Annotated in this window: 14 protein-coding genes and 1 tRNA gene; 8 read left to right on the top strand and 7 right to left on the bottom strand. The window is 38.1% G+C overall.

What is annotated here, in order from left to right; translation table 11 throughout:
• Positions 1-126: 126 nt before the first annotated feature.
• The gene (locus Xmir_RS02330; protein WP_145956859.1) at positions 127-1,200 is read right to left on the bottom strand and encodes a DUF6528 family protein; all 1,074 of its coding nucleotides are present in this window, start codon (positions 1,198-1,200) and stop codon (positions 127-129) included.
• Positions 1,201-1,612: 412 nt separating this feature from the next.
• On the opposite strand from Xmir_RS02330, the gene Xmir_RS02325 reads away from it, so the two are divergent.
• From Xmir_RS02325 to Xmir_RS02315, 3 genes are read left to right on the top strand one after another with little or no spacing between them, the layout of a single operon-like run.
• On the top strand, positions 1,613-2,434 hold the full coding sequence (locus Xmir_RS02325) for a DUF3100 domain-containing protein (RefSeq protein ID WP_099112849.1): 822 nt from the start codon (positions 1,613-1,615) through the stop codon (positions 2,432-2,434).
• Entirely contained in the window at positions 2,431-2,880 is a 450-nt protein-coding gene (locus Xmir_RS02320; protein WP_099112848.1) for a hypothetical protein, read from the top strand. Before Xmir_RS02325 ends, Xmir_RS02320 begins: the two co-directional genes overlap by 4 nt.
• Positions 2,880-4,061, top strand: coding sequence for a M20 metallopeptidase family protein (locus tag Xmir_RS02315; protein WP_099112847.1), 1,182 nt, complete (start codon positions 2,880-2,882; stop codon positions 4,059-4,061). Before Xmir_RS02320 ends, Xmir_RS02315 begins: the two co-directional genes overlap by 1 nt.
• A 68-nt stretch (positions 4,062-4,129) precedes the next feature.
• On the opposite strand, the gene Xmir_RS02310 is transcribed toward Xmir_RS02315, so the two are convergent.
• Together Xmir_RS02310 and Xmir_RS02305 are read right to left on the bottom strand one after the other, a co-directional pair.
• Positions 4,130-5,092 carry a LysR substrate-binding domain-containing protein gene (locus Xmir_RS02310; protein ID WP_099112846.1) on the bottom strand — a complete coding sequence of 321 codons (963 nt, stop codon included), beginning with the start codon at positions 5,090-5,092 and terminating at the stop codon, positions 4,130-4,132.
• A 277-nt stretch (positions 5,093-5,369) separates the two neighbouring features.
• Positions 5,370-6,266 carry a hypothetical protein gene (locus tag Xmir_RS02305; protein WP_099112845.1) on the bottom strand — a complete coding sequence of 299 codons (897 nt, stop codon included), beginning with the start codon at positions 6,264-6,266 and terminating at the stop codon, positions 5,370-5,372.
• A gap of 479 nt (positions 6,267-6,745) precedes the next feature.
• Here Xmir_RS02305 and treB point away from each other — a divergent pair, with 479 nt between their 5' ends.
• From treB to Xmir_RS02280, 5 genes are all read left to right on the top strand, one after another.
• Positions 6,746-8,179, top strand: coding sequence for a PTS trehalose transporter subunit IIBC (gene treB / locus Xmir_RS02300; RefSeq protein WP_099112844.1), 1,434 nt, complete (start codon positions 6,746-6,748; stop codon positions 8,177-8,179).
• An 84-nt stretch (positions 8,180-8,263) separates the two neighbouring features.
• A complete protein-coding gene (gene treC / locus Xmir_RS02295; RefSeq protein ID WP_099112843.1) occupies positions 8,264-9,925 on the top strand; it encodes an alpha,alpha-phosphotrehalase in 1,662 nt (553 codons plus the stop codon).
• 203 nt (positions 9,926-10,128) lie between these two features.
• The gene (locus tag Xmir_RS02290; RefSeq protein ID WP_099112842.1) at positions 10,129-11,487 is read left to right on the top strand and encodes a PI-PLC domain-containing protein; all 1,359 of its coding nucleotides are present in this window, start codon (positions 10,129-10,131) and stop codon (positions 11,485-11,487) included.
• 114 nt (positions 11,488-11,601) lie between these two features.
• Positions 11,602-12,078 carry a hypothetical protein gene (locus Xmir_RS02285; RefSeq protein WP_099113070.1) on the top strand — a complete coding sequence of 159 codons (477 nt, stop codon included), beginning with the start codon at positions 11,602-11,604 and terminating at the stop codon, positions 12,076-12,078.
• Positions 12,079-12,405 (top strand): lysozyme inhibitor LprI family protein, encoded by a 327-nt coding sequence (locus tag Xmir_RS02280; protein WP_099112841.1) that lies wholly within the window; start codon positions 12,079-12,081, stop codon positions 12,403-12,405.
• Between the two features lie 75 nt (positions 12,406-12,480).
• Here the strand turns inward: Xmir_RS02280 and Xmir_RS02275 are convergent, their stop codons facing one another.
• The 4 genes from Xmir_RS02275 to Xmir_RS24465 all read right to left on the bottom strand — a co-directional run bounded on the left by Xmir_RS02275 (position 12,481) and on the right by Xmir_RS24465 (position 15,061).
• Positions 12,481-13,167, bottom strand: a complete 687-nt coding sequence (locus tag Xmir_RS02275; RefSeq protein WP_099112840.1) for a hypothetical protein — start codon at positions 13,165-13,167, stop codon at positions 12,481-12,483.
• A gap of 39 nt (positions 13,168-13,206) precedes the next feature.
• Complete coding sequence (locus tag Xmir_RS02270; RefSeq protein ID WP_099112839.1) at positions 13,207-14,106, bottom strand: hypothetical protein; 900 nt, start codon at positions 14,104-14,106, stop codon at positions 13,207-13,209.
• Between the two features lie 268 nt (positions 14,107-14,374).
• A complete protein-coding gene (locus Xmir_RS02265; protein ID WP_099112838.1) occupies positions 14,375-14,824 on the bottom strand; it encodes a GNAT family N-acetyltransferase in 450 nt (149 codons plus the stop codon).
• Positions 14,825-14,966: 142 nt separating this feature from the next.
• Positions 14,967-15,061, bottom strand: a tRNA-Sec gene (locus Xmir_RS24465).
• Positions 15,062-15,075 lie beyond the last annotated feature (14 nt).

The following is a 15,075-nucleotide window of genomic DNA, read 5'->3' as shown; positions in this document are numbered from 1 at the left end:
GCAAGTTATTTTGTATCAGGGATATTTGTATTAAGGTTATTTGTATCAGGGCTATATTCTCAATCGTCACGTATGGTATATACACTTCGGTTTTGAATATAGCCCACATTAAAATGCCTATTGTAATCAAAATCCTATCCAATTTTTATCAATCAATCTGGCTTTATAAAAGATCATATTAAGTGAAGAATCAAAATCTACCTTATTCTTATCTGTGAGATCGAAATCAAGGATGTCATTAATATGGGTTGAATAAATGAGTCTATTTCCATCATATGGATAATTTATTTTATCAGTAAACCATGGCGCTGAGTGAGCAACAACAAAAAAATTATTCACATCAATATTACCCGAAATAGATTTAACCCCACCTTTTTTTAGAATTATTTTTTCTTTTTGGGCTATTAGTGCGGCTTCTTTTGATTTTTGACTATCTATTTCATAAAACGGATTAAATTTCTCAAGAGTAATCTGGCCCTCCTCTGAATGAGTTAACGTTGATAAATCAAACAAAAAAACTCGCTCTCCTGTTGAGAGAAAAAACAATCGGGAATTATCACCATACACCGGGTATATATCATGGATTCCATCTTCCCAATTCCCGTCTTCGTTACAAATATTATATTCTTTACACCTTAAGTAGTAATCGCTTATATCATATGTTTTCTCTAATATTAGGCTGGCCTTCCCATCAATAACATGATAAGAGTATTCATTAATAGAGGTATATCCACCTGCATAAATTTTGTCATTAATTTTATCATAAACAACAGCATGGGCATAAGTTAAACTAAACCATTGGGTATCATTAACAGATTGTTTCGCTTTACCTTTTTCATAGAGTAATAAACCAATTCGCCCATTTGAATCAGCTATAACCACATTACCATCAGGCAGTGGACAAGCGGAGTGTATATTATTTCCTGAAGAATCCGAAATTTCCTTATAGAATAAAACGTTATTATCGCTTAACCCATATATAACAACCCCATTTTCTGTTACTGACAGTATGGCTTTTTTTCCAAAATATGTAACAGGTTTTACCTCCGTCATTGCCGTTGTTTCTGGCGATTCCCAGATTAAATTCTCCTTTTTGATCATGATGTTTTGACCTGAAAATATAAATTTGAATATCTGTATTTTATTCACTCCCTTATTACCAACCAAAAGATATTTATCATTGTTAAGTTGTTCATTCATAAATAACCTCATCAATATAAGTTCCCCAGAATAGAGAATTCAAAATAGCATTCAATGCCTTAAGTGCGAGCCAAGAGAATTTGCATGTTCAATGATTGAATTCAGCGTGCTGATATACACAGAGGAAAGATAAGTCATCTTCCTCGAAGACTCAAGGAGGAGTCAGAAATTTTAGGTCTGACATACCAAAATATTAACATTATTCTTAAATAACAATAAGCAAGAAGCTCAATAAAATGGTATGAATAACCCTCTATTATCTCTAAAAATAAAAATCATAAAAGTCATTATTCCAATTCCTTTATTTCATACCCCATGAAATAAAGATATGGAATAAAGATGACCATTATCACACCAAATCGGAGTTTCTCACATATAATAATCCCCACGCATAAAAACGCGGAGATAAGGAATGAAAAACAATAGAAAACAAGTCAATATCTTCTTTATCAGTACATTGAGCGCCCTGTTTTTAATTTTTATCTCTCAATATGTTATTGACAAAAGAGAAATAAAAATCGGCCTTGCCGTTATCCCCATTTTACCGATGTTATTTGCGGTGATTCTCGGCATGATTATTTCAACAAATTTTATTCGTAATAAATTCACATTTTGGGGGAAATTATTTACCAAAAAAGAAGAAGATTTCTGCGGTAAAATGGTCGGTATTGGTCTGTTGGTTTTGGGTACCCAATACGCCGGAATGATCGTACCTAATATAAAAATGATATTGAGTATCGGTATTCCTCTGTTTATTCAGGAAATAGGTAACTTACTGCCAATATTCATTGCTATTCCATTAGCGATAAAGTTTGGTTTTGGCCGTCGTGCTATAGGTGCGGGGTCCTCTATCAGCCGTGAACCTTCAATCGCAGTGATTCAGGGAAAATTTGGGACAGGCTCACCAGAATATATTGGCGTACTGGCAATTTATTTATGTGGTTCTGTGATTGGCACAGTGTGGTTCAGTGCGCTCGGCAGCCTTGCTCCTCTGACCGGGCTGCACCCCATGGCACTGGCGGCCGGTTCTGGCGTAGGCTCCGGTTCCATGCTCAGTGCGGCATCCGGGGCACTGATTCATGGGCTGGATGAAGTGATGGCCCAAAAGGTCTTGAGTGTTGCCGCAGCATCTAATCTGCTATCGTCCGCTTTAGGAGCACTCTCTCTAACATATCTTGGTTTGCCTCTTTCAGAAAAGATTTACAAGATCTTCACTAAAGAGGAAACTGTATGAAAAGTATCATCATTGATATGAAGCTGGTTTTCGTCGCTATCCTACTTGCTATGTTTACCCAGACATTAACATCAGGGATCGCCATTCATCACATGTGGGATAGCTTTATCGCCATGTCCCTTGTTGTGTTTCTCTCTCTTGTGGCAAAACATTATTTGCCTTCATCACTGCCAGCATTTGCTTATGCCACGATCATCGGCATTTTGATTTGCCTGCCAGATACAGTGATAAGAACATTTTTCATCCACTCTATTGGTAAAGTTTCGTTCTTGTCCTGCTGTGTTCCTCTATTGGCATTTGCTGGTTTATCTGTCGGCGGACAGTTGGAAGAGCTGAAAAAGATGTCCTGGAAAGTCATCGTCATTTTCATGATTGTTTCCACCTGCTGCTTCTTCGGTGCTTCTCTCGTTGCTCAAATTGGATTCAGCATAAAAGGGGTAATCTAGTGGACAAGAATAGATATAACGTAAGTGAAAAATTGTTCGAATTGAACGAATTCAGTAAAAAAACGCGGCAATATTTACATAAGATCCCGGAGTTATCCGGCCAGGAATTTAAAACTTCCAGATATTGCCATGATTTAATGAGCGGTTTTGGTTATACCATCAAAACCTATGCAGATTATACCGGCTTTGTTGCTGATTTAATTATTGATCCAACAAAGCCCTTGATTGCATTCCGTGCCGATATGGATGCCCTTGCCATGCCCGATATGACCAACAATGAGCATACTTCGATTCATGAAGGTTGTGCCCATAATTGTGGTCATGATACCCATATGGCTATTGCCCTGACTGCTGCAAATTATTTGTCACGATATAGGGATGAAATGCGAGCCAACGTGCGTTTTATCTTCCAGATGGCAGAAGAAGATATGCACATTCCGGGCGCGGACAAAATGGTCGAACTGGGTTGTATGGAAGGTGTCAATGAAGTGTACGCCCTCCATAATAACGGCGCACAGGATACCGGACACATCAGTTTCAATGCAGGAGTGATGTCATCATGGGGATCAACATGGACATTGGATGTCCACGGTGTTTCTGCTCACAGTTCAACGCCCCAGAAAGGATTGGATTCCATTCGCGAAACCTGCCGCATCATTGATTATCTGGACTATATCGTTGCCAAGAAAACCGATCCTTTCAGCCCGGCAGTATTCAGTTGTGGCATGATCAAAGGCGGAACCATTCCCAATGCTGTCGCTGATCGCGTTCAAGCTCGCGGGACTATCCGTGCAATGGATAAAGAAACCGATCAAATCCTGAAAAACAGCTTTCAAGAAATTATTGCCAGTAGCGAAGCGGGAGGGTTCAAAACCACTATTGTTTATGACAGCTATCCCGCTGTGGAGAACCACCCAGACGCACATCAACGGATTAAGGAAGCTGCTGCCAAATTCCTGCCAGCTGAAAATATCGAATCAAATGGCCTTCCTATGACGGGCAGTGAAGATTTCAGCTATATGATTAATGCTACTAAAGATCGTATTGGTGCAATGTTTTTCCTCGGTAGCGGCAATCAAACGAAAGGAATCAATAACTACATACACTCTAATCCTTATTTTATTGATGATGATTGCCTGCTCGTTGGAGCACAGATCTTTATTAATCTTGTAACGCATTAATTATTTCTCGCGTCCGGTGATATCAACATTAACCGGACGCGATATCACGCTAAAGATATTGGACCGAATCAAAGCGTAGGCAAATTATCCAAAACCATTTGGCTGCAATCAATCTGTTGCCCCTGCTCGCAGAGTTGAATTGTGTTTTTATCTAAATGAGGGGCATATAACAAGATAAAATCGTACATATAATTTTTCATATGTACCTGTTGATTCATGCAAACATAAGTGAAGTTCGGCGGGATCAAATGATCCGCATTAATAATATGCAGATCAGTCAGATCACGATCATCCAATGCTGCGGTTGCGATCATGCCGACACCAAGCCCCAACCGAACATAATGCTTGATGATTTCCGTATCCGCCGCAGTCAATGCGATTTTCGGCCTCATCCCACTTTGATGAAATACGATGTCTAAAGTTGAGTGTTCGGTGAAACCAAATACATAAGTAATCAACGGATAGCCCGCCAGATCTTCAAAAGTAATACATTCCACATTCACTAAAGGGTGACTTTTGGGCACAATCACACTACGTGCCCAACGGTAACAGGGCAACATCAGTAAATCTGAATAGAAATGCATGGATTCAGTTGCTATCGCAAAATCCACTTCGCCCTGCCTTACCATATCAGCAAGCTGTGCGGGTGTACCCTGATGAAAATGAATTGAAACATTTGGGTACATTGTCCGGAATTTCTCCACGACATGCGGTAACTTATAGCGAATCTGAGTATGTGTTGTCGCAATATGTAAATTAACCGCCTGCTCCTCTTCAGCAACCATGCTTTTAATTTTTTCAACCTGACCAAGAATATTGCTGGCTATTTGATGCACCTGTTTACCTACCGGGCTTAATGCCAATAAGTTGTTATTTTTCCTAATAAATAAAGAAACATTTAATTCCTCTTCCAGAAACTTAATTTGCTTACTAATTGTCGGTTGTGAGGTATACAGTTTTTCTGCGGTGCTGGTGATATTAAAGTTATTCTTAACTATCTCGACAAAACTTCTTAATTGATTGATGTTCATGGCTCACACTATCCTGATAGGGAATTTTATAAATCCCCAATGAAACATATCAGAACTAATAAAGCACATATAGTGAGTTGATTTTAATATTTAAGTAAATATTGCGAGCAAGATTGAAATTTAACTTTATTTAACTCAAGCAACCATCAGTTTCTTAAGGACCACTGACGGTTGCTTAGTCTCTAAAAAATTTTCACTATTGCGAGTAATTATATTAATTAATTTATACTTTTAATATTAATAAATAAGCTAAATCAGTTAATTAATATCTTAACATTTATGGCGTTATCATTTCATAATCACCTTCAACAAAACCAACCATCCTTGGCACCCGAACTTCAGGACGGTATAATGCGTTAACAATCATATTAATATCATCATCACTGCGCGTTGAAAGAAGTTTTTGTCTATCACTCTCGTTTTCCAATAGCCTTATGTCACGAATAATTGAGTACAACAGTCCATTAATAGAATTTAAAGCACCGGAAAAAAGACTTCTACCTCTGCGTAGCTTTCTTGCTCTTAGATATTGTTTCGAATTCTCAGTGATCTTAAGATAATCAAGCAATCTTTTTCTCTCAGTAAGAAAATTACTCAGATGGCTACTAGGATCTATCTGGTCAAATAAAGTCATAGAAGAATATCTTAATGAGAGATTAGATCCAGAATATCTTATACGATAAAAATAATCTCCAAATCTGCTTTTAATTTTTTTAGGCGTTTGACCCACCTCAAGTGAAAAGAACACATAATCATTATTTCCCAAATCCTCTATATCTGTGATAGTTGAATGATTGTCAGGAAATGGAATTTCTTTTTCCTCAAGGCGCAGCCTTGAGTAAATATTCAAGTCTCTTTTGAAATTATCTGGTTTGTTTATAAGATTTTTGTCGCTAGCATGGACAATATAGAACTCTTTTGACTTAAAAACTTTTTCGAATTTTAATTCCTCATCTGTCAATTCTCCTAAACTTTGCCTCAAGTCATTTGTAACAGTCCACATATTAGAATGTAAATCTGGGAAACACTTATCACCAGGTCTCTTGTTAAAATCGTATACCATATCGGAATCTTGATTTCCTGCTATTGCCTGACTCATTTGGTCAATCGCTTTGTTTGCCCAACGTCGACGAGTAGCCCATCTTAATTTTGACCAAGCATCTTTTTCATTCATATATCACCTCATCATTTCATGCTTCTCCTAACTGAGAACTAAGGCTCTGGTATCATCTTATCAACTGACTGAAAATGAACAATATTAAAGACTCATTTATCACAAATAGAATAATTTCTTTTTCGGCAGAAAAAAAATCCATACATTTCAAAAACCATTAACAATAAAACCCTCCTTTGTTTTACAAAAAAAATATAAATCCAGCACAATGTATAATAAATATCTATTAATTAGCTAAGTAATCAAACCTGTTTCACCTATAAGTTTTGCAAATATAAAAATCTTTAATTTCAAACCAATGGCGTAAAATGTGATCTAAAACTCAAACGAAAAATATTTTCATATTAAAAAGTTTGAAATCTTACTAGGATGAATCAGCTATTATTTCAGTCTATTCACTATCTCATCACGAGAGTAATCATTCTGTTAATCGCAAAATTCCGTTTTTTATAACTCCTGCCACACAAAGGAGCAAAGGCATGAAGAAAAAACAAATAAATCAAAAGGATATTGAAAAACTTATTACATTGATTGGAGGAAAAGAAAATATCGCCTCCGTCAGTCATTGTATCACCCGCCTCAGATTCGTTCTCAATACACCAGAAAATGCCGATGCCAAAGCCATTGAAGAGTTACCAATGGTTAAGGGCTGCTTCACCAATGCCGGTCAATTTCAGGTGGTTATTGGAACAAATGTAGATATTTATTATAAAGCCCTGCTTGAAGCCACCGGAAAACAATCCGTTAATAAAGAAGAAGTTAAACAAGCAGCTCGCCAAAATATGAAATGGTATGAAAATGCAATTTCACATTTTGCTGAGATCTTCTTCCCATTACTGCCCGCTCTGATAAGCGGTGGTTTAATTCTCGGTTTCCGTAACCTGATCGGCGATATTCCGTTCAGCGAGGGCAAGTCACTCGCTCAGCTCGACCCTATCTGGAAGACTATCTATGACTTCCTTTGGCTGATCGGTGAAGCGATATTCTTCTATCTTCCTGTCGGGATCTGCTGGTCTGCTGTCAAAAAAATGGGTGGAACACCCATCTTAGGGATTATTTTGGGGATTACACTGGTTTCCCCACAGTTGATGAATGCTTATCTGCTTGGGCAACAAGCTCCCGAAGTCTGGAATTTCGGCTGGTTTACAATTGATAAAGTCGGTTATCAGGCACAAGTTATTCCTTCCTTATTAGCAGGTTTAACGCTGGGATGGATTGAAACACGGCTGAAAAAATGGGTACCCGATTACCTCTATCTTGTTATTGTCCCTGTCACCTCTCTGTTGCTGGCAGTATTCCTTGCCCATGCACTGATAGGGCCTGCCGGACGTGCTATCGGCGATGGCGTTGCCTGGGCTGTTAAAGGATTAATGACGGGTAGTTTTGCCCCTATCGGTGCCGCCTTGTTCGGCTTCTTCTACGCCCCGCTGGTTATTACAGGTGTACACCAAACGACTCTGGCAATCGATCTGCAAATGATCCAAAGCACTGGCGGAACACCAATCTGGCCTATTATTGCGCTATCCAATATTGCCCAAGGGTCAGCCGTAGCCGGCATTATTTGGGCAAGCAAGAAACAGAAAGAGCGTGAAGTTTCTGTTCCTGCGGCAATTTCAGCTTATCTGGGAGTCACTGAGCCTGCCATGTACGGTATCAACCTGAAATATCGTTACCCGATGTTCTGCGCAATGATTGGTGCAAGCCTGGCCGGGCTGATTTGTGGCTTTAATCATGTCACCGCCAATGGCATCGGTGTTGGTGGTATACCGGGTATTCTTTCCATCAAACCACAGTTTTGGATGGTCTACCTAATCGCTATGCTTGTCGCTATTGTTGTCCCTTTAGTGCTGACCGTTCTGGCTTATCGCAGAAACGAACGTAAGGCAGCATTATCCAATGAGATTGCCAATTGACTTAGCAAGCTCATTAAATTAACAGGCCTACTTAATGAGTAGGCATAGTAAATTAGTAGGCATAATAAATTAGTAGGGATAGTTATGACCGAACAAAAACCGTGGTGGATGGATAGCGTTATCTATCAAATTTATCCAAAGAGTTTTCAAGATAGTACCGGAAGCGGCACAGGAGATATCAACGGGATTATCCAGCGGCTGGATTATCTGCAACGCCTCGGTGTGGAGGCTATCTGGATCACCCCAATTTATCCGTCTCCACAAATTGATAATGGCTATGATGTTGCCGATTACTGCGCTATTAATCCTGATTATGGCTCGATGGAAGACTTTGACAATTTGGTGCAAAACGCTCATCAACGAGGCATTCGCATCATTTTGGATATGGTTTTCAATCATACTTCAACGCAGCATCCGTGGTTCCAGGCAGCTCAAGATATTAATAGTCCTTATCGCCAGTTTTATATCTGGAAAGACGGCTCCGAAGGCACCTTGCCCAATAACTGGAGGTCTAAATTCGGTGGTAATGCCTGGCAATGGCATGCAGAGAGCCAGCAGTATTACCTCCATCTGTTTGCGGTAGAACAAGCCGATTTAAATTGGGAGCATGAACCTGTTCGCGCTGAGCTGAAAAAAATCTGTGAATTCTGGGCTGATCGTGGTGTAGATGGCTTGCGACTGGACGTAATTAATCTTGTCTCAAAACAGCAGGATTATCCGAATGATGAACGTGGAGATGGTCGTCGATTCTATACCGATGGCCCGCGTATCCATGAATTTATGCAAGAAATGAGCCGTGATGTTTTTCAACCTAAGGGATTGATGACTGTCGGTGAAATGTCCTCCACTGGCCTTGAACACTGCCAGCGCTATAGCTCACTGGATGGGACAGCGCTGTCCATGACGTTTAATTTTCACCATCTGAAAGTGGATTATCCGAATGGAGAGAAATGGACTCGCGCAAAACCCGATTATGTTGAGTTGAAAAAGATTTTCTCAACATGGCAGCAAGGTATGTATCAAAAGGCTTGGAACGCGCTTTTCTGGTGTAATCATGATCAACCCCGCATTGTTTCCCGGTTTGGAGATGAACACCGGCACCATAAAACATCCGCCAAAATGTTGGCTATGGTGCTGCACGGTATGCAAGGAACACCTTATATTTATCAGGGTGAAGAGCTGGGCATGACGAACCCACATTTTGCGCGTATTGAAGATTATCGGGATATCGAAAGCCTGAATATGTATCAGGAGCGTATTGAGCAAGGCATGCAGCCAGAGGATATATTGGCAATTCTAGCGCAGAAGTCCCGCGACAATGGCCGGACTCCTATGCAGTGGGATAATTCAGCGAATGCAGGTTTTACCACCGGCAATCCGTGGATTGCACCATGCAGTAATTACCCGGAAATCAATACCGAAGCCGCATTACAGGATAAAGATTCCGTCTTTTATTGCTACCACGATTTAGTTAAATTGAGAAAGCAGCAACCTATCCTGACATATGGTGATTATCTGGATTTACTGCCTGATCATCCCTCACTGTGGTGTTATTTGCGCCGTTGGCAGGCACAAACTCTGCTGGTGATTGCCAATCTCAGTAATGAAACACAATCTTGGTCTCCAGAGGCTTCACTTACACACAAAGAATGGCAGGTATTAATAAGCAATTATCCTTCACCCACAAAAATAGCGAATGAAATTAAAATTAAACCTTATGAAGCAATATACTTATTAGCAGAATAACCAACTTATTTATATATTATTAAATAATAAAAACCTCGTCTTAATAGGCGAGGTCAATGATAAAGATTAAATAAACCACACTAATGCTTCGCACATTTACAGGTTAATTTAAAATTACCTTTTAAAATTTATACTATACTAATAATAACCTACTCCAAATAATTTTTGGAAATTATAATATTTACTTAATAAAAGAGGTTGTTATGGGTGAGACAGCATATCTTTCATTGATCAATAGCACCAATGCTGATTGGGAAATAGTTAAAAGTTCTTCTTATCAGATGAATTTTTGGTATTTCCCAGAAAAAATAACATCTAAAAATGCAGTCCAGTTAACCATAGAAAGAAGTGGTTGGATTTCTAATGATCATGATCTTGATATGGGTATTGCTGAATACAAGTTACTTGACTCGAAGGAAAGTCGTTTTCAAATAAGTGCAAAATATCATAAAGATAAAGGGCGTTTTTTGATTAGTATTGTTTTTATCAGTTTAAAAGCAGACGGAAATTTACCAGGGTCAACATTAATACTAGGGTGGAAACCAGACTCATTAACCACATTTATACTTTCAGGCGCAGAAGGAAACTATACGGGAACAAACCTGAAAACGGAGAGTTGGATGTATGATAACAGAAAACTTTTGGGTGATCTGCCATTAAAATCAATCTGTATTACTGGCTCTCATGATGCGGGTATGAGTAAAATGACTGGTGGAACAGCATTCGGATATGAATGTAATACATTAACTCAATCTTATGATGTATTAGGACAATTGAATTTAGGGATAAGATTCTTTGATATCAGGCCAGTCATCAGTGCTGCCCATTACTCTACCGGCCATTATTCTAAAGTTGGTTTCACCTGGCAAGGCGCAAACGGCGAACCCATTCAATCTATCATTAATGGTATAAATTCATTCACAAAAAACAACAATGAGTTGATCATTATCAGGCTTTCTCATTCTCTCAATACTGATCTTGGCAATACATCTTATCGTTCATTTACACAAGATGAATGGGACGGTCTATTTGGCCAATTAAGTAAGATTAAATATCGCTACTATTATCAGGATGATGAAACAGATACCCCCTTTTCTCTTGCAAACATAACTTTAAACAAGTTTACCAATAATGGAGCCAATTCAGCCGTTTTATTCGTCATACGAAAAGATGAAAAAAACAAAGTTGATTTAGGAAAACGATATAAAAAAGGGTTTTTCTATCTTGATGACCTTAATATATATGGTAAATATTCCAATACAAATGATTTCAGGAAGATGTCCGATGAACAGGTCAAAAAAATGAATAAGTTTGCTGGATATAAGTACTTTTTATTATATTGGACATTAACCCAAAGTGCAGCACAAGCAACCCTTTGTCAGCTACCGGGAGTTGCTAGCATTAAAGATTTAGCAAATTATGCGAATCAAAACCTGTCTGCTTATCCTTATATCGTTATGGATTCATTATCATACCCGAATATCATTAATGTTGATAATGTATTAGATAAAAACATAACTGCATTTGCAGTAGCAATTAACTACAAGGTACATTTGGCATAACAAAAAGGCTATTTAAAAATGGCTTCAACAATAAGTCAACGTATATCCTCTGTGATGGCACAATTAAGCAATCTGTGCCATACTTTTTTAGTCTCAAACGGGGAGTATGCTGCTATGTTTTCAAAATACTTAACTTATTTGGGTGCCAGTTGTCTTTTATTATCTGCCTTTGCGCAAGCACAATCACCATCCAAACAATTATCCCTAACCCAGAAAAAATACCTGCAACTACAGATTAATGAACAAATTACAGATAAATCTGTTCTGAAAGATATAGCAAACTGGTCAGAGGCTAAAAAAGTGGCTGAGTTTATTTGTCGCCCTTTTGCTTTGCCCATCATTCAACAGCATCACAAAGACGCCGATAAGGTTTTTCTGGGTGATGTTTCACCCGATAGCATAAAGCTGGAACATTCATCTGAATTGGTTGGTAAAGGCATGTACCGGACAGATGATGGTTGGAAGGATATCCGGTTCTCCTGCAAATTGGATGCAGCGGGTAAGGCACACTCATTTAAGTATGAAAGTGCCGAGTCTCCCAAATTGCAAACCGGGCCTGGGCCTGTTATCCCCTCCCATAAGGAGCAATAAATGAAGCATATCTATTTTATGTTACTTGTCCTGTCGCCATTAAGCTTCGCCGCCAGTTTTGACTGTGCGAAAGCTAAGGCACCGGATGAAAAAGCGATTTGCTCAAACCCAAAGCTCAATGATTTGGATGTAGAAATGAGCGTAAAGTATCACTTTTTGAAAGGGTTATTTACCATGGGAGTATCAGGGGATATGTATGATGACCAAACTGCATGGCTGAAGCAGCGCCAAAAATGCAAAGGGAATACAGCCTGTTTGCTGCAAAGTTACCACCAGCGGATTAATCAACTTGATACGCTATATAATTCGATAAATAAGCCGTTTTGATAGAAAATATTCAGGAACTCAAGGAGGGATTTTCTTTCCTTGAGTTTTTTATGATAGAAAATCATATTAATGATATTAAGTTAATTCCTTAACTAATTCAGGTATAAACCCAGTTTTAACTGGCTGCATACCTAAACCAAGCTTATCGTATATTTGCCCACCAATACCAGGAATAACCTCACCTGAGTGAGTATCTTTTTCAGCATCAACGGCAAAATAAATAAATTTAAATTTTTTGCTAATTCGTAAAGGAAACTCTTTTAATAAAGACGCTTCGGAATTCTCATGTATAACCGGTGAAACAATATAAATATTTTTTGCCTTAATTTTTTCAATAACTTCAAGCAAATTTGTACGTACAACACAGCTACCAGAAATTACCGATTTAACAATAACTAATTGATTAGACTTGTCATACCCTGGCTCTAAGAATTTATGCACTATAGGAGCAACACTTACACCATCTTTTAATGAATAATGGTTATTCCAAAAGACAGCTGTTTTAGCCTCATGATCTTCTTTCAAAGAGTCTAATACTCCTCGTGAAAGATAATCGGCATCTTCGGCAGTAGAAACCACAAGGCACTTATCCGTTTTAGGAATAAATGGAGACACAACATTCCCCAAAAAGCAACCTAGCTGCTTCATCACAGCACGATATTCATCAGGATTTATTTGGTCTTCCAATAAGCGGTTCAACGCAATTTTAGCTTTATCATTAGCATATCGACTAAAACTTCTATTATTTATGGGAGTGACCATATTCCCTCCTAACCTTTTTATATTCTGCTATGTAAGCCTCTATAGGAAGCTTTGTTTAGTAATATTAGTCAAAATATCTAAAAATGTATGTAACTCAGTTGCAGAATCAATTTGCTTTAACTGCTCAGGCGTCAGCTGGTCATAGGCATCAGTAACTACGACTTCTAAGCCACGACACCGCACGTAAACGATACCGGATTCTACACTAGCAATACATCCATTGAAAGTGGCGCATTTCTCGGTTAGTCGCGATGGTATCAGTCCATGAAAAATATTTGGGTGTGACATAGATTTTGCTTCCCCAATAATGTCTCCAATCGTTTTCACTTCCTGAGAATCATTCATTACCCAAGCACTGTGAATAATTTTAAATGCAGTATCAAGTGATTGCAGGCTCTTATTTGCACAAATTTTTTCTAAATCAGAACGTAATGGTTTATGTTCCATTATCAACTGAGTTGAACTTTTAAAATAAGGAAAATATTCACAGTCACAAAAAGTACGTAAATCTATAGGGATTTTCTTCAAATTTTTTCGGTACTTAGCTTTTGAACTAACAAGCAGAACATTACGTGAAATTTTCACCTTATGATAATTAATATCTATATGATATTGATTTTTAATTCTTTCTTGTAAGTCATTATTCCAATCAGCAACATAGTTTTCAGAATTTTTTGCCTGATAGTTTATCTTTAAACCACTATCCTTAACCCTCCAGCAAAGATCATCTACAAATGCTCTTTCTTGTGCTGATAATACATAGTTATCATAAGAATTATCTTTCATGGAATTAGCTACAGATGAACAAATTTTTGCGACTGCATAATAATTTTCATATTTAGTTCCCTTGTGATTACTGGAGCCACCAATATTTATTTTCTCTAATTTCTTCCTTAGTGATGGTCCAAGCGAACGTTCAACAAAATCTTCTAAAGTCAAATTATTCACCTATATTTACATGATTTAAAATGAGATTTTCAGATAGACTTATTATTTAAAGAATAAACTAACAAAATAATATAAGCTGTAAACCTAAAACAATTTCAAATAACTATTAACCCTTAAGTTAGCACACATGTTTATATAGATAATACCTAATTTTAATAGCTTTTTTCAATAGATTAAATGAATGACCATAAATTATAAAATTCATTACTCCTATATAGATAACGACTAATGTAATCGTTTCCAAAACCAATAATTAGAATTACCCTTTCTTATAAATATCCGGGCGAACTATCTGCCAAACACCATTTTCACAGTTAACGGGAGAGTAACCAAATTTTTCATATAACCAAGGCGCGGTTGAAGTTACCAGCATGATTCTTCTTAGCCGTTGTAGCAAAGGATGAGATTGGCAGCATGTCATCAACCAACGTCCTAATTGTTGTTTCTGATACTCTTCCAAGACATATACATCACATAGATAGCCAAAAGTAGCAAAATCCGTCACCAATCTTGCAAACCCTATTTGGGTTTGATCTTTGTACAACCCAAATGTCAGGCTGTTTTCAATCGCTGTCCGCACTGTTTCAAGATCAATGCCTTCTGCCCAACGGGAGCGTGTAAGAAATTGGTGAATAGCGGTGATGTCTAATAGCGATTTATCTGTTGAGACTTGATAGTTTTCTTTTTGCCAATGGAAATGTTGAGCCATGTTTTTTACTCCTCACATAAAACCGAATCATCAGTTGATACCAGATCAAGGGAAAACATCTTGCTTAAATGTCCTCATGATTTCTTCACAATAGGCAACCATTCAGCCGTCAGCTTTGTGAACTTATCCGAATGATGATGATTGGCGGAAGATCACAGGAGTTGAACCTGCCAAGAGCCGCTGGCGGCCCCATCTGGATTTGAAGTCCAGCCGCCCCACCGGGGACGATGATCTTCCATTAAATAATCTGA

Source organism: Xenorhabdus miraniensis (assembly GCF_002632615.1).
The sequence above is the reverse complement of the archived record's forward strand: the minus strand, read 5'-3'. Positions and strand labels throughout refer to the sequence as shown.

Excerpts from the sequence above, each read along its gene's own strand:
- Xmir_RS02280 (WP_099112841.1), top strand. The coding sequence starts at position 12,079 with ATGAAGCATATCTATTTTATGTTACTTGTCCTGTCGCCATTAAGCTTC.
- Xmir_RS02305 (WP_099112845.1), bottom strand. The coding sequence starts at position 6,266 with ATGAATGAAAAAGATGCTTGGTCAAAATTAAGATGGGCTACTCGTCGA.
- Xmir_RS02310 (WP_099112846.1), bottom strand. The coding sequence starts at position 5,092 with ATGAACATCAATCAATTAAGAAGTTTTGTCGAGATAGTTAAGAATAAC.
- Xmir_RS02290 (WP_099112842.1), top strand. The coding sequence starts at position 10,129 with ATGGGTGAGACAGCATATCTTTCATTGATCAATAGCACCAATGCTGAT.
- treB (WP_099112844.1), top strand. The coding sequence starts at position 6,746 with ATGAAGAAAAAACAAATAAATCAAAAGGATATTGAAAAACTTATTACA.
- Xmir_RS02320 (WP_099112848.1), top strand. The coding sequence starts at position 2,431 with ATGAAAAGTATCATCATTGATATGAAGCTGGTTTTCGTCGCTATCCTA.
- Xmir_RS02275 (WP_099112840.1), bottom strand. The coding sequence starts at position 13,167 with ATGGTCACTCCCATAAATAATAGAAGTTTTAGTCGATATGCTAATGAT.
- Xmir_RS02325 (WP_099112849.1), top strand. The coding sequence starts at position 1,613 with ATGAAAAACAATAGAAAACAAGTCAATATCTTCTTTATCAGTACATTG.
- Xmir_RS02265 (WP_099112838.1), bottom strand. The coding sequence starts at position 14,824 with ATGGCTCAACATTTCCATTGGCAAAAAGAAAACTATCAAGTCTCAACA.
- Xmir_RS02330 (WP_145956859.1), bottom strand. The coding sequence starts at position 1,200 with ATGAATGAACAACTTAACAATGATAAATATCTTTTGGTTGGTAATAAG.
- treC (WP_099112843.1), top strand. The coding sequence starts at position 8,264 with ATGACCGAACAAAAACCGTGGTGGATGGATAGCGTTATCTATCAAATT.
- Xmir_RS02285 (WP_099113070.1), top strand. The coding sequence starts at position 11,602 with ATGTTTTCAAAATACTTAACTTATTTGGGTGCCAGTTGTCTTTTATTA.